The 13,628-nt window shown below is 68.9% G+C and carries 11 protein-coding genes; 9 read left to right on the top strand and 2 right to left on the bottom strand.

What is annotated here, in order from left to right:
- The first annotated feature begins 5 nt into the window (after nucleotides 1-5).
- From EJP69_RS19670 to EJP69_RS19630, 9 genes are read left to right on the top strand one after another with little or no spacing between them, the layout of a single operon-like run.
- Nucleotides 6-1,949, top strand: coding sequence for a PEP/pyruvate-binding domain-containing protein (locus EJP69_RS19670; RefSeq protein ID WP_126472176.1), 1,944 nt, complete (start codon nucleotides 6-8; stop codon nucleotides 1,947-1,949).
- On the top strand, nucleotides 1,946-3,166 hold the full coding sequence (locus EJP69_RS19665) for a hypothetical protein (RefSeq protein ID WP_126472175.1): 1,221 nt from the start codon (nucleotides 1,946-1,948) through the stop codon (nucleotides 3,164-3,166). The genes EJP69_RS19670 and EJP69_RS19665 overlap by 4 nt, the downstream gene beginning before the upstream one ends.
- The gene (locus EJP69_RS19660) at nucleotides 3,163-4,287 is read left to right on the top strand and encodes a hypothetical protein (RefSeq protein WP_126472174.1); all 1,125 of its coding nucleotides are present in this window, start codon (nucleotides 3,163-3,165) and stop codon (nucleotides 4,285-4,287) included. The genes EJP69_RS19665 and EJP69_RS19660 overlap by 4 nt, the downstream gene beginning before the upstream one ends.
- Nucleotides 4,284-5,333 carry a phosphoenolpyruvate carboxykinase (ATP) gene (locus tag EJP69_RS19655; protein WP_126472173.1) on the top strand — a complete coding sequence of 350 codons (1,050 nt, stop codon included), beginning with the start codon at nucleotides 4,284-4,286 and terminating at the stop codon, nucleotides 5,331-5,333. The genes EJP69_RS19660 and EJP69_RS19655 overlap by 4 nt, the downstream gene beginning before the upstream one ends.
- A 27-nt stretch (nucleotides 5,334-5,360) precedes the next feature.
- Nucleotides 5,361-5,987: a dephospho-CoA kinase gene (locus EJP69_RS19650; RefSeq protein ID WP_206169359.1), complete on the top strand. Its 627-nt coding sequence runs from the start codon at nucleotides 5,361-5,363 to the stop codon at nucleotides 5,985-5,987.
- Entirely contained in the window at nucleotides 5,984-7,630 is a 1,647-nt protein-coding gene (locus EJP69_RS19645) for a hypothetical protein (RefSeq protein WP_126472172.1), read from the top strand. The genes EJP69_RS19650 and EJP69_RS19645 overlap by 4 nt, the downstream gene beginning before the upstream one ends.
- On the top strand, nucleotides 7,621-8,406 hold the full coding sequence (locus tag EJP69_RS19640; protein ID WP_126472171.1) for an HAD-IIA family hydrolase: 786 nt from the start codon (nucleotides 7,621-7,623) through the stop codon (nucleotides 8,404-8,406). The genes EJP69_RS19645 and EJP69_RS19640 overlap by 10 nt, the downstream gene beginning before the upstream one ends.
- A gap of 46 nt (nucleotides 8,407-8,452) precedes the next feature.
- Nucleotides 8,453-9,589: an alanine racemase gene (locus EJP69_RS19635; RefSeq protein ID WP_126472170.1), complete on the top strand. Its 1,137-nt coding sequence runs from the start codon at nucleotides 8,453-8,455 to the stop codon at nucleotides 9,587-9,589.
- 6 nt (nucleotides 9,590-9,595) lie between these two features.
- Nucleotides 9,596-10,426: a hypothetical protein gene (locus EJP69_RS19630; protein ID WP_126472169.1), complete on the top strand. Its 831-nt coding sequence runs from the start codon at nucleotides 9,596-9,598 to the stop codon at nucleotides 10,424-10,426.
- 161 nt (nucleotides 10,427-10,587) lie between these two features.
- Here EJP69_RS19630 and EJP69_RS19625 read toward each other — a convergent pair whose 3' ends face one another.
- Both EJP69_RS19625 and EJP69_RS19620 read right to left on the bottom strand, forming a co-directional pair.
- Entirely contained in the window at nucleotides 10,588-11,844 is a 1,257-nt protein-coding gene (locus tag EJP69_RS19625; protein ID WP_240652225.1) for an ABC transporter substrate-binding protein, read from the bottom strand.
- Nucleotides 11,841-13,508, bottom strand: a complete 1,668-nt coding sequence (locus tag EJP69_RS19620; RefSeq protein ID WP_240652224.1) for a cyclic peptide export ABC transporter — start codon at nucleotides 13,506-13,508, stop codon at nucleotides 11,841-11,843. The genes EJP69_RS19625 and EJP69_RS19620 overlap by 4 nt, the downstream gene beginning before the upstream one ends.
- Nucleotides 13,509-13,628: the final 120 nt, after the last annotated feature.

Raw genomic sequence — 13,628 nt, 5'->3', positions numbered from 1 at the left:
CCGCCATGTCTTCCAAGTACCGCACGCTCGTCGCCCTGTCGCATGCCGTGCCCGTGCCCGCCCTCTTCGCGCTCGACGACATACTGCTGGCTTCGCTCTGGAGCAACCATCGCGCCATGCGCGACGAGGCGCAGGAAGTGTTCGCTGGCATCCGTCTCACCGCGGGTGCCTTCCTGGACCGTGATCTCGACCGGCTCGATGCGGTGGCCACCCCGCGATGGGTCGACGATGCAGACGTCCGCCTGGCGGCGCTCTTCACCGGGGCAGGTCTGTCGCCCAAGGACGCACTGGCGGTGCGCTCCTCCGGCGGCATCGAGGACGGCGCGGCGCACAGCTTCGCCGGCATCTTCGACTCGGTGCTGCAGGTCGAGGGCCTGGCGGCACTGAAGGCCGCGGTCTCGCAGGTGTGGCGGTCGGCCTTCTCGCGCCGCGCGGCCATCGAACGGCTGCGCTGCGGCCTGCTCGACGCGCCGCTGGAGATGACGGTGATCGTGCAGCGCATGGTCGCTGCGCGCTGGGCCGGCGTGGCCTTCAGCCACGACCCGATCGACGGGCGGCCCGAGATGCTGATCGAGGCCGTGCAGGGCCTGGGCGACGCGCTGGTGTCCGGCGCCGCGGCCCCGCAGTCGGTGCGCTGGAGCGAGGCTGGCCTGGCCGGGGACGCCCCTTTGCGCGACGAGCAGGAGATGCTGGTGGCGCTGGCGGCCGTGGTGCGCACGGTCGAGGGCCAGCTCGGCACGGCTGTGGACGTCGAATGGGCCTTCGACGGCGAGCAGGTGTGGGTGCTGCAGGGGCGCCCCATCACCTCGCTGAACACGGCGCAGGACGCCTCGGACCATGCCGAGTGGACCGACCTCTACCTCGCACCCGACGAGGACATCGGCGCGTTCCGGCCGCTGCCGGGTTTCGCGAACTACTTCCGCTCCAAGCGCCGGCCGCTCGCGCTGCTCGCGCATGCGCACGGCGTGGCACCGGGTACGGCGCTGCTGGTGCGCGGCAATGCGGGCGGCTTCGCCGATGCCTCGCGCATGCAGGCGCTGTGCGCGCGTTTCGGCGAGGACAGCGTGGTGCTCGACTTCTCGGACGGCCTGCGCCAGCAGGTGCTGCCGACCGGTGAGCTGGCTGCCCGCCTGCGACAGGTGCTGGGCGCGAAGGCATCGACCTTCGTGATCCGCGACTACGTGCGCGGCGACTGGGGACTGATCACCCAGCCCACCGCGGAGGGCGGCGTGCTGTGCGAGTGCTCCACCGACGGCCTGCTGGCGATCAACCGCGGATCGGCGCTTACGCACACCTTCTTCATCGACGACGAGGCGCGGGTGAGCGATGCGCAGCCCACCGTGGCCGCACCGTTCGGCGCGCGCGAGCGCGAGCAGCTCCACCGCGCCACCCATGCGGCGGTGGAACGCTTCGGACCGGTCCAGCTGGAATGGGTCGCGAGCGGCGGCCGGCTGAGGCTGATCGATTTCTCGCCGATCAAGAGCCTGCACATCGCGCAAGGAGGCGAGGGGCACCACGAGGAGGAGGGACGGCGCACGATCTCCCCCGGCTTCGCGCATGGCGCGGTGCTGGTGGTCCCGGCCGACCGGCAGCTGGAGGACATCAGCATCGCGGCGACCGTGTCGATCAGCCACATGCCGAGCCCGGAGAGCCTGGGTCCCGCCATCGCCCGCCTGGCCGAACGCGCACGTGCGGGCGGCGGCTCGATGATCGTGGTGACGCCGCGTCCTTATGCCGCGCTCGCGGCGCTCATTCCCTACGTCTCGGGCTTCGTGTTCGAGCAGGCCTCGATGCTGTGCCACCTCGCCATCCTGCTGCGCGAGAGCCAGGTCCCGGCGGTCGCTTCGCGCGAGCTCCACGCACGCGGGCTCGAGGGCGCCAGCCTGACGATCGAGGCGCGCGCGGCAAGCGCGGCACACGCGGTGCACGGCAGCCGGGAGACGGCGTGACCGAATCCGTCTATTTCCTGGTGCATGCCAACGCCGCGCCGCGGCGTCCCGTGGCCCTCCTCGCGTGCTTCGGCAGCGGCCTGCGCAGGGGCGCGAACAGCTTCTACGTGCGAGGCGGCGACCTGCGGCTGCAGGCCGTCTGGCTGCCCGACGGAAGTCGCCACGCGGTGCCGCCGGATTCGCCCGCCTTCGAATACCGCAGCTTCAGCGCGACGCAGCGCGCGGCCAGCCGCCGCTTCAGCGCCTGGCTGTGCGAGCGCCACCCCGAACTCGCGCCTGCGCTCGAGGCCGGCGCGGGGCTCGCGCCGCGCCTCGCGCCGGCCATTGTCGCCATCCGCGAAGGCGATGCGCTCGCCTTCCATCATTTCGTCCAGCAGGGCGAGCTCGGCAGCCTCTTCCTGCGCTACCGCGACGAGGCGGCACCCGACGCGCCGCTGGCCTGGCAGCACTTCGAGGACCTGCTCGCGAGCCATGCCCCAATGCTCGCCGCGCTGCGCCCCGCGCTCGGCGACGAGTGCTGGTACACCAAGTGGCGGCCCGACCTGGAGATGGAGCGCAAGTTCACGTTCCGGGACATTCCCGACACCTGGCGGCTGCTGATGGCATTCCACGACGCCATCGCCGACGGCGCGCTGCCCGATTTCGTGCCCGAGATCGACCGAGAGATCCAGGTCTGGGACTACGAGCAGCACATCTTCGAGGTGCTCGGCGCGAATGCGGAGAGCGGCTACGTCGCCTACATCCCGCAGGCGGACGGCCGCATGACCGTCAAGCGCAAGTGGTTCATCGAGAACAGCGAAGTACGCCGCGAATCGCTCTGGGGCAACCTGGCACTGGACATGGGCGACATCGAGGCGCACCTGCGAACGCTGACGCCCGAGGCCACGCGGCGGCTGCCGTCGTACCGGCGCAAGCGCTTCGACGCGCAGTTCGAATCGCTGGCCACCGGCAACATCTTCGGCATCTACATGGACGTGTGCCGCACGCTCGACGATGCACACGTCTTCTCGCAGTGCGAGGTCGAGTACTGCCGCACGCGCAGCTTCGGCGAACTGCGTTCGCTGGAGCAGGACTTCGATGCGATCTCGGGCTTCGTGGGCGAGTCGCTCGCGCGCTGGGGGCAGGCGCACCAGCAGGACCTGTACTCCAAGCTCGACTTCGTGCGCGAGGTCGCGGATGCCCGCCGGGCCCGAACCGCCGAGCGGAGAGCCGCATGAGCAGCCGCACATCGATGATCGTGTTCGGCAACTGGCGGCTGCGCCATGCGGAACCCTCGCCCGAGGCGGCCCGGCGGCTGCGCGTGCAGCGCGTGCCCACCCGATGGGGCGCGCGGGCGGCGCAGGCGGACTGCCGCGGCGCGCATGCGCTCGTCGCGCATTGCGTGGATGCGACATGGCAGCCGGTTTCCGGCACCGTCGCTGCAGCGACGGGCCACAACGTCGATCCCGACTGGGTCCCCCTGGCCCACGTGGAGCTCGACGGCGGGTTGATGCACATCAGGCACCTGGTCGATCGCGCGGACCGCCACGTGGCGCACTTCATCGCGCCGCCGGTGCCCGTGCAGCCTTTTGCGCCGCCCCTGCTGTACGAGCAGCTCTGGCAGGCCTTCCAGGCCAACCACCTGCAGACCAACAACTACGAATGCCACTATGCCGTGCACGCCGAGCCGCGGGAGCTGCACCTGACCCTGGACACGACGGCGGTGCCGGACGTGCTGGCGCTCGGCGACGCCTGGCTCGATGCGCTCGACGCCGATGCAGGTTCCCCCTTCGTCGCGCAGATCGGTGACGAGCTGCAGCACGGCGACCACGACAACGTCCTGTGCCGCGTCCTGCCCCACCTGGAAGGGCGCAGCGGATGGGCCAATGCCGCGCTCTTCAGCCGCAAGCGCCGCTCGACGGTGCTGGAGCCGCTGGCCGAGTTCAGCGCGGTGCTGCGGCGCGACGCCGCTGCGCCGTGGACGCAGGAGCGCCATCCCGACCAGGTCCACGGCACAGCCGTCGAGGTCGACCTGGCGCAGCACTTCGACCTGCCGCTGCGGCCGGTGGCACGGTGGCGCCACACGCGCGCCAGCACGGGCTGCGAATCCCTCGAGACGGGCAATCTCTTCAGCGTGGCATTTTCCTGCGCGCAGGCCGCGACGCCGATCTTCCTGTGCTCGATCGGCTACCTGCGCACGCGCGGCGACGGCAGCGCCTCGCTGGTCGCCCAGGAGCAGGCCGCGCTGCGCGACAAGGTCCTTGAGTTTCTCCGGCCGCTGGGGCTCGACGCCCGCCCCGCCGCCGAGGGCCTCGCCCATCTGTACGAACGCATTGCCGAAGGAAGCCCCCGCCCATGACGGACAACCTCTTGACCAACACCGTGTTCAGCCTGCGCCTGCGCGCGCAGGAGACCTCGAAACCGCTGGCGGTTCGCCTGCGGACCTTCCTCGCGCCCTACCTCTGGGCCGGTGCGGGCGATGGTGAGGCGGACCTTTGCGTCGATCTGCACGCGGTGGACGGTTTCCTGCCCGAATGGCGTGCCCGCTGCACCGCGCCGATGACGATCCGCGAGACCTATGCGGTGGGCTTCACGCTCAAGGTGCTGCGCGGCGCGCTCGACGATGGCACCCAGCTCGCGTGGGACGCGCACACGGGCGTGGGCTACCGCTACAGCGTTGCGCGCCGCGAGGTCGCGTTCTATGGCGACGAGGCGACGGCGTTCATCCACCTGATCGAGCTCGTGCGCTACTTCGGCCTGCTGGTCGAACAGGCCAAGGGAACGGCGATCCTGCACAGCTCGGCCGTGCTCGACGAGAAGACGGGAGGCGTCATCGCCATCGCGGGCGTCAAGGGGGCGGGCAAGACCACCACCATGCTGGATCTCGTGCTCGGCCACGGCCATCGCTATTTCTCGGGCGACAAGCTGCTGCTGGACGTGGTGGACGGCCGGCTGCGCGCGCGCGGCTGGCCCGACTACCCGCACATCGGCCTCGGCTCCCTGCGGCAGCACCCAGCCCTGATCGAGCGGCTCGGCGGCCAGGCCGACGCCGCGCTGGATCCGGCGCGCGCCGACTCCGACAAGATCCTGCTCACGCCCGAGGCCTTTGCCGGTGCCGTCGGCCGCAGCCCGGTGGGCAGCGGCCGGCTCGAGCGCATCGTGCTGCCCGAGGTCGCGGTGGACCGGGCGCTGAGCCCCCGGGCGCTGCGCGGCGAGGACATCGACGACCTGCTGCGCGACCCGCGCATCTTCGAGTGGCCGCACACCTTCGTCACGTCCACCTGGCACGGCATGCCGCCGGCCGACCAAGCGATGCAGCGGCGCGTGGCCGCCCCCGTGGCCGCCGCGCTGGGCACGCTGCCCTGGATCAGCACGCCGGGCCGCTCGGCGCTGGTGCACGCCTGAAGAACACGCACGCAAGGACGCACAACCATGGCGAACCCCATCGCGCCGCAAGCGCCTGCATCGCATCCGGGACTCTGCCTGTGCCTGGTGGCGCCCAGCGGCTCGGGCAAGAGCACGACCGCGCAGCTGATCCGCGAGTGGCTGCTCGCGCGCGGGCATTCGGTCGAGGTCGTGAAACTGGCCGAGCCGCTGTACCGCATCCAGGCGATGTTCTATGCGGAGGCCGGCATCGCCCTGACCCCAGAGACGCAGGACCAGAAGCTGCTGGAAAGCGTGGCGACGCACCTGCGGGCGATCCATGCACGCGCGCTCGCCGACGGCTTCCTGCGGCGGCTGGCGGCGTCGCGCGCAGACGTGGTGATCAACGACGACCTGCGCGACGACCGCATCGACTGGCCCGCGCTGCGCGAGGCAGGCTTCGTGGTGGTCAAGGTGGCTGCGCGCGCGGAGGTTCGCGCGCAGCGGCTGGCCGAGCGCAACGATCTCAGCGTCGTGAAGGACAGCCCGCTCGACCTGCAGATGGCGCGCATCGAGGCGGACTACGTCCTCACCAACAACGGCAGCCTGGCCGCGCTGCAGGCCCAGGTGGACGGCCTGTGCCGGCTGCTGCTCGCGGGCCAGCGTGCCGACGCGGATGCCGAGGCCGTGGCATGACCCTCGCGAAGGGGCTGCTGTGGCTGCTGGTGGACGGCCTGTCGCACACGCTGTGGCAGCAGCTCGCGCCGATGCTGCCGCTGCGCGTGGATTGCGCGCTGCCGCTGGAGCCGCTGTCGCCCAACTGCCAGACGCCGCCGTCGCTCTTCAGCATCTGGAGCGGGCTGGATGCCACTGCGCACGGCCTCACGGGCTATGAAATCCCCGATGCCGAGGCGGCGGATCCGCTGGGCGTGGCCGACGCCTTCTCGCGCTGGCCGCGTGATGAGCCGATGGTGTGGGACCGCTGGGCCGCGGCGGGCGGGCGCGTGCGCACCAGCGCCGTGCCCTTCGTGCAGCCGCCGCGGCTTGCGGGTGCGCTGCTGTCGCACACCGAGGTCTATGCGCGCCTGGTGAGCCCGCCCGCGGTGCTGGCACCTGGCGACGTGCTGTCGGTGCCGGCGCTGCAACTGCATTGTCCGCTGTCGGTATCCACCGACGATGGCGCCATGGTGCTTCGTGGCTTGCCGACGGGCGGCGACCTGCGCGTGCCTTTCGGCGGGACCTGCCACATTGCGCTGTCCCCTGCCCTGCCGGCGGCGCTCGCCGGCGACACCAACCGCGCGGTCGCGGTGCACGCCCAGCGCGTGGAAGGCCAGCCGCGGCTGTGCTTCCTGGGCTTCCAGCCGGTGTTCGTGCATGGCCGCGACGCCGCGCTGCGCCGGCTGGCGTTGCGCCATCGCGCCTGCAGCGTGGGCAACCCGGCGAAGCTGCATGCGAGCGGCGCACTGGGTCGGCATGTGGACCAGGGCGGCGACGGTTCGGCCGAGTTGCTGCTGCTGGACCTTCTCGAGGTGATGCACCGCAGCTTTCTCGACGACATCCTGTGGAGCCTGCGCGCGGGCGGCGCGGAACTCGCGGTGGCCTACTACCCGGTGATCGACCTGGTGTCGCACCAGCTGCTGCGCCACCTCGACCCTGCGACGGCGACGCTGCAGCCCGCACTGGCCGGTGCGATCCGGGCGCGGATGGCGCGCTGGCTCTTCGAGCTGTTCGATGGCTGCCAGGCACAGCTTGCGCCGGGGTGGCGCTTCATCGCGCATTCGGACCATGGCATGCAGCCGCTGAGCCACGATCTGGCGCCCAACCGCTGCTTCGCCTCGCAGGGCTGGCTCGCGACGCACGACGACGGCCGGATCGACACGCAGCGCTCGATGGTGTTCTACCACCCTGCGGAGAACGGCTGGTTGGCCCTGCACCCATCGCGCATGGCCGCGGCGGGCGTGACGACGCAGGCGCTCCTCGAGGCGCTGGACGGCGCCCTGCCGCCCGGGCTTTCGGGCGCCTTCCGGCTGGTCGAGGGGCCGGTGCTCGAACTGGCCGATGGATGGACCAGTCCCTGGTACCTGCAGCCACCGACGGCTGCGCGCCTGCTGAAGTCGCCGCACCTGCCCTTTGCCGCGGAAAGCCGCAAGGGCGGCGACCACACCTGCTGGTCCGATGCGCCCTGGCTCAAGGGCGTTTTCCTGGAGCCGCACCTGCAGCCGGGTGCGCCGGCATGGCAGGCACCGCTGACGCTGACGCAGCTGGCCCCCGCGCTGATGGCCGGCCTGGCGCGCCCCGTGCGGGCTGCGGCGCTCCCGCAGGCGTACGCATGGCACTGAAGGCGCTGCTCATCGACATCGACGGCACCCTGATTTTTCGGGGCGAGGCGATCGTCGGAGCGAACCGGGCGCTGCAAGAGGCCGCGGAAGCGGGCCTCGCGGTGCGGCTGCTGACCAACATCAGCGCCAGGTTGCCGCATCACATCGCCGCGGGGCTGCGCGCGGGCGGCATCCTCGTGCCCGAGGATGCCATCCAGACCGCGGGCATGGCCTGCAGCGCCCATATCCGCGGCCAGCCTGGCGCGTCCTGTCACCTGCTGGTGCCCGATGCGATGGCCGGCCTCTTCGAGGGCATCCGCCGGGACGACCGCCAGCCCGACTTCGTTGTGGTCGGCGACGTGGCCGAACGCTTCGACTATGCGCTGCTCAACGATGTCTTTCGCATGCTGCGCGATGGCGCGCGGCTGGTGGTGCCGCATCGCAACCTCTACTGGTTCGATGGTGAGGGTCCCGCGCGGCTGGACGCGGGCGCGTTCATCGTGGGGCTGGAGGCCGCGGCGGGCCAGACGGCTGTCGTCACGGGCAAGCCCTCCCCCGTGTTCTTCCAGGCTGCGCTCGATGCGGTCGGTGTCACGGCCGACGAGGCGCTGGTGGTGGGCGACGACCTGCTCACCGACATCGAAGGTGCGAGGGCCTCGGGCATCGCGAGCGTGCTGGTGCGCACCGGCAAGGGCGAGACACCGCGCGCATCGGAGGCAGCCGCTCCGAGTGCGGAGCTCCAGAGCATCGCCGGCCTGATGCCCTACCTGCGCGACGCGGGTCATCTCGCACGCTGAGCGGACGACCGGAAACACATCACAAGATTCACGAGGGACAGGCACCATGGAGTTCGACACCGCCCTGCGCACGACGGAGTTCGATGCGTTCTACACATTCAATCCCGCGCGCCTGATGCGCGCGACCCGGGACTTCGTGGAAGGCTTTCCAGGCAGCGTGCTGTATGCCGTGAAGGCGAACCCGTTGCCGCAGGTGATCTCGAGCGTGCGCGCCGCCGGCGTCGCGGGCTTCGACGTGGCCTCGATCGCAGAGGCCCTGCTCGTGCAGGCCGAGGCACCGGGTGCGCGAAGCTGGTTCATGAACCCCGCGAAGTCGCGTCGTGACATTGAGCGCGCCTGGCGCGAACTGGGCCTGAGGGACTTCGTGGTCGACTGCGCCGCGGAGCTCGACAAGCTGCTCGAGGTGCTGCCCACCGGGGAGCCTTCGCTGCGCGTCCACGTGCGCTTTCATTCGGGAGCTTCTGACGCGCTTTACGACCTGAACAGCAAGTTCGGCGCCTCGCACGAGGAGACGCTGCGGCTGCTCCAGCGCATCGCGGCGCAGACCGCATGGTCGTCAGGCCTAGCGTTCCACCCCGGCTCGCAGACGATCAGCATCGAGCCCTACCTCACGGCGATGCAGACGGCCGCCCGGCTGATCGAACGGGCCGACGCCCGTGTGGCCTCGCTCGACATCGGCGGGGGCTTTCCTGCGCGCTACGACAACATGCCGATGCCGCCGCCTGCGGCCCTGCTCCAGCGGTTGGGCGAGTTCGTCGCCTCGTGCGCGACGCTCAAGCGCGTGGAACTGCTGTGCGAGCCGGGGCGCGTGCTGGCCTACGACTGCATGTCGCTCTTCGCACGCGTCATCCTGCGCAAGGACCGGGCGCTGTACTGCGGCGCCGGCATCTTCGGCGGGCTGCTGCCGGCACAGCAGTTCTTCCAGCTGCCGGTGCGGGCATGGCGCGGCGGTGAACCCATCGATGACGCGACGGCCGGCGGGCAGCGCGAGTTCGTGGTGTTCGGGCCGACCTGCGACAGCAACGACCGGCTCGCGTTCCCGTACGCGCTGCCCGAGCACCTCCGTGAAGGCGACTGGATCGAGTTCCAGCATGTGGGCGCCTATTCGGAGAGCGTGCGCTGCGCGTTCAACGGCTTTTCGGTGGATCACCTGGTGACGCTCGACGCGCACGAAGCGGGCTGAGCCAGCATGTCCGCCATCCGGCTGAACATCGAGGCCGCCATTCTCCGGAGCCTGGCCGAGCTGATCGAGGAACAGAACATCGCCAGCGAGGCGGAGCCGGGGACACCCCGGGTTCACATCGTCGCGACAGCGCACGAGCTGGTGCAGGCGGCCCAGGTGATGGCGCAGGCGTTCGTGCGCAACCGCGACAAGGCCTGGATCGCATGGCTGAGGCCGGCTGACGTCAGCCGCATCGGTTCGGGCGACTTCGTCGATGCCGAGCGCAAGATCGCGCGCGTCATCCACTACCTGCTGCGAGCGGCGTTGCGTGCGGGCGGCGTGGTCGTTCTGGAGACCGCGTGCGACGAAGGCCAAGGCGGCCGCACGGTCCGCGGTGCGGCGCTCAGGACCTTGCCGAGCGCCGCTTCGTCGGGAGCGAGCTTCTTCCATGATTTGACGGTGGGTGCGCCGGCCGCCCTGCGCGCCTACGGGTTGCGCCGGACCCTGGCGGCCCAGAGTGCCTCGATCGCCTTGCAGCGCGCGACCCATGCCATGCGTGTGCGCGAGGGGATCCCCTCGCGATGCATCTATGGCGGCATGGTCTGCGTGCGGCCGGACCACGAGCAAAAGCGCGTCGCTTCGCGAATGTCGCGGCCCTTCCAGCGATTGGCCGACGTCCACGGACTCTTCTACCTGCTCCAGAGCAGCAACCCGGATCGCAACGACGCCCGTGTCTTCAAGGGCTTTGGTTTCAGGCACACGGGTGAGTTTCTGTACGGTGCCTCGAAGCTCAACAGCGTCGGTCCCTACGCAGTCAAGCTGATGGTCAGAAGCCCGGCACCTGTGCTGCCGGAATAGGTGGCCGGGATTTCGCAGGCGCGCCTGCTTGCTCATCGGTCTCATCGGATGTCATGCGCTCGCCCGCTGTGCGGGACTCAATCTGGGACAGCACCAACTGTCATTCGCAAAGCGCATGGGATCGCAAGATTCCCGAGTGACAGGGGTGTCGCTGGTTCCGGTCACTGCTGAACCTTGCCGCTGCTGCTCACGATCGAAAGCTCGACGAACTTCGAGCCGTTGCGCGAGCCGCCGCTGAAGCCGATGACGTAGTCCCCGAGGTCGTAGTCGTTCATCGCGTTCAGCGCGGCGATCATGCCTTCGCGCGTGGGCGCGCGGCCCTGGCGCTGCACTGCTTCCACGATCACGCGCCCCGTGATATAGCCTTCCATCATCACGTAGCTTTTGGGCTCTTTTGGCTTTTGCTGGGCCACGGCTTCGGTGAACTCGCGCACCAGACGGCTGGTGCTTTTGTAGGGATTCGGCGTGACTTGGGAGATGACCACGCCCTTCAGGTGGTCCTCGCCCAGGCGCTGTGACAGCTGTTCGATGTCCGCGCCCGAGTAGGCGAAGAGCTGCGCCGTGCCGCCACTGATCCGATAGGCCTCGATGAACGCTGCGGTCGGCGCGCCATTGACCACCAGGATGATGGCCTGCGGCGCAGACTTGCTGAACACCTGCACTGCGTCGGCGATCGACGTGCTCGCGCTGCGGCTGCCGCCTGCGTAGGAGGTACGCGTCACGAAGCGTACCTTGGCCTGCGCAGCCGCCTGATCGGCGGCCGCGACGATTGCATCGGCCCCGGGGCCCGCCTCGTAGAGCAAGCCCAGCTTGGTGACGCCGACGGTCGCGAGCTGGCTGGTCAGCTTGGCCAGTTCGCCCGGGATGTCGGCCCGTACGTTGAAGAGGTGCGTGTGTGCGGGTGCGATGTCGGTGGTACGGTACCCCACCAGCGCGATGCGCTGCTGTTCCAGCTGCCGCGAGGCCAACAACTCGCGCAGGTTCTGGCTTCCGAAGTAGCCGGCCAGCACCAGCGGGCGCTTTTCAGCGAGCAGCTTGCGGGTCTGTTCGACGGTGGATTCCGGTCGGCTGCCGTCGTCTTCGGTCGCCAGCGCGAAGGTGTGGCCATTCACGCCACCTCGGCGGTTCACGGTCTCGAACGCCAAGCGCATTCCAGCGGCGTAGCCCTGCCCCTGCTTGGCCTCCAGACCGCGCATGGGACCCACTTGACCGACCACGACCTCGAGAGCGAATGCCTGGCCCGTCGTTCCCGCGGTGATCGCGATGATTGCGAACCACCGTGCGAGTCTCCCTGAGTTCATGGCTGGTTTCTCCTTTTGTTTTAAGGAGTGCCGAATATATGGAACATATTGATACATCATCCGCGGGAAATCCCGGATGGCTGGAGGGACTGAAAACGAGCCGGTGGTGGATTTCATGGCGACGTCCGCATACCTTGCCGAAAGGGGAACACTTCGTCGGCGATCTGGCCTTGAACGAGGCGGATCACACGGTCCGCGGCGCCGAAGTAGCGATCGTCATGAGAGATCACGATCAGCGTCTTTCCCAGCCGCTTGAGCTCCGGCAGCAGTTCCAGATAGAACACTTGCCGGAACTCGGGGTCCTGGTCCGCCGCCCATTCATCGAACAGCATCACCGGGCGGTCCTCCAGCCACGCATGGATCAGGGCAAGCCGCTTGCGCTGGCCGGTTGATAGATCGGTCGTGGAGAACGCCCCTTCTGCCAATTCCGTCTTGCCCGAGATCTTCAACCGTTCGAGAAGGGCCTTGGCTGTACGCTGTTGTTCAGGACTGGGGTCAACGAGTTCGTCGAACAGGAAGTAGTCGGAGAAGATGGCGGAGAACAGTGCGCGGTAGGCTTCACGCAGAGAGTCGTCCACCGCCACCCCATCGAGCAGGACTTGTCCTTGGCTTGGACGGTACAGGCCCAGGAGCAGCTTGACGAGGGTGGTCTTCCCACTTCCGTTTCCGCCCACGATGAACAGGGTCTCGCCTCGCTGGATCCGCAGATCGATGGGGCCTAGCTCGAACGGTGCGGGCCCCCCGCCGGGCGCATCGAAGCGGTAGTGCACCTGGCGCAGTTCGATGTGGCCGGCCAGTGCTGCAACTTGCACCGGATCGGACGCAAGAGCCTCTTTCTCTCTTGAGAAGTCGGCAGACAAGCGCGCGATCCGGCGGAAGGCCACCTGAGCTTGGCTGAAGAATGGCAACAGGGATGCCAGTTCTTCGATCGGCCCCTTCACGAAGAGCAGCACGATCACGAAGCCACTGGCGACTTCGGCGTCGAGGGCCAGCCAGGGGCGCGCTATCAGGATCGTCAGCACCACCAGAAAGAACAGCGCCGAATTGGTGCCCTCGGCAGCCCAGAACAGGCTGAGTGCACGGGCATTGCGGCGCGCCACTTCGTCGGCGGCGCTTGCCAGTCGGAGGCCATGCACATGCGCGCGCCGATGCCGGTTCAAACGCAGCTCCTTGGCCCCCTCGATCACAGCGCGATACTGTTTCTGAAGATCATCCTCAGCCACGCGAGCCGCGTTGAAATCGCGAATCCAGATCTTCGCCGCGAGGTAGGTGAAAACGATGCCGACCCCGATGGCTACGGCGCTCAGCATGAAGAGGACAGGAGAAAGTTTCAGCAAGTAGATCGCGCAGCCAGCAGTGACTGCAAATGCGGAGGCATGGCCGGCGAACTCCGCGGTGAATGTGCTGATGGTGTTGATGTCCTCGTTGAGGATCGCCTGCAGGCGGTGGCTCTTCATGTGCTCGATCGAGGCAACGGGCGCATGCAGGATCCTGAGTGAGACATCCTTGCGCAGCGCTGCGACGACCCTCTGGCCTGTGAAGCTGTTCACGATGCCAGCCAGCGCATGGCTGCCGACCGCGAGCAACCCCAACGCAGCCAATCCGACCGCAGTGGAGCGCGCGATCGCCGAGCTGCCGTGCAAGGCGCTGTTGATCTGTTCCAACAAGAGCGCCGTAGCCACGCCACTCATGCATCCCAGCATCGTCGCCAGGACGACCACGTATGCGAAGGGCCTGAGCAGGCGCCGAGTTTCAGCGGTGAACGTCGAGGATCTGTTCAAGGGCGATGCATCCGGGGGCACGACACGCAGCATGCAACGATGAAGGCGGGATATCTGGCCATGGCTGCGGCGTGGCTTGACGAGGTACTGCGTTCAGCGGGTGTTTGGTGCTGTGCCCCA

The organism is Variovorax gossypii (assembly GCF_003965815.1).
Taxonomy (GTDB): domain Bacteria; phylum Pseudomonadota; class Gammaproteobacteria; order Burkholderiales; family Burkholderiaceae_C; genus Variovorax; species Variovorax gossypii.
The sequence above is the reverse complement of the archived record's forward strand: the minus strand, read 5'-3'. Positions and strand labels throughout refer to the sequence as shown.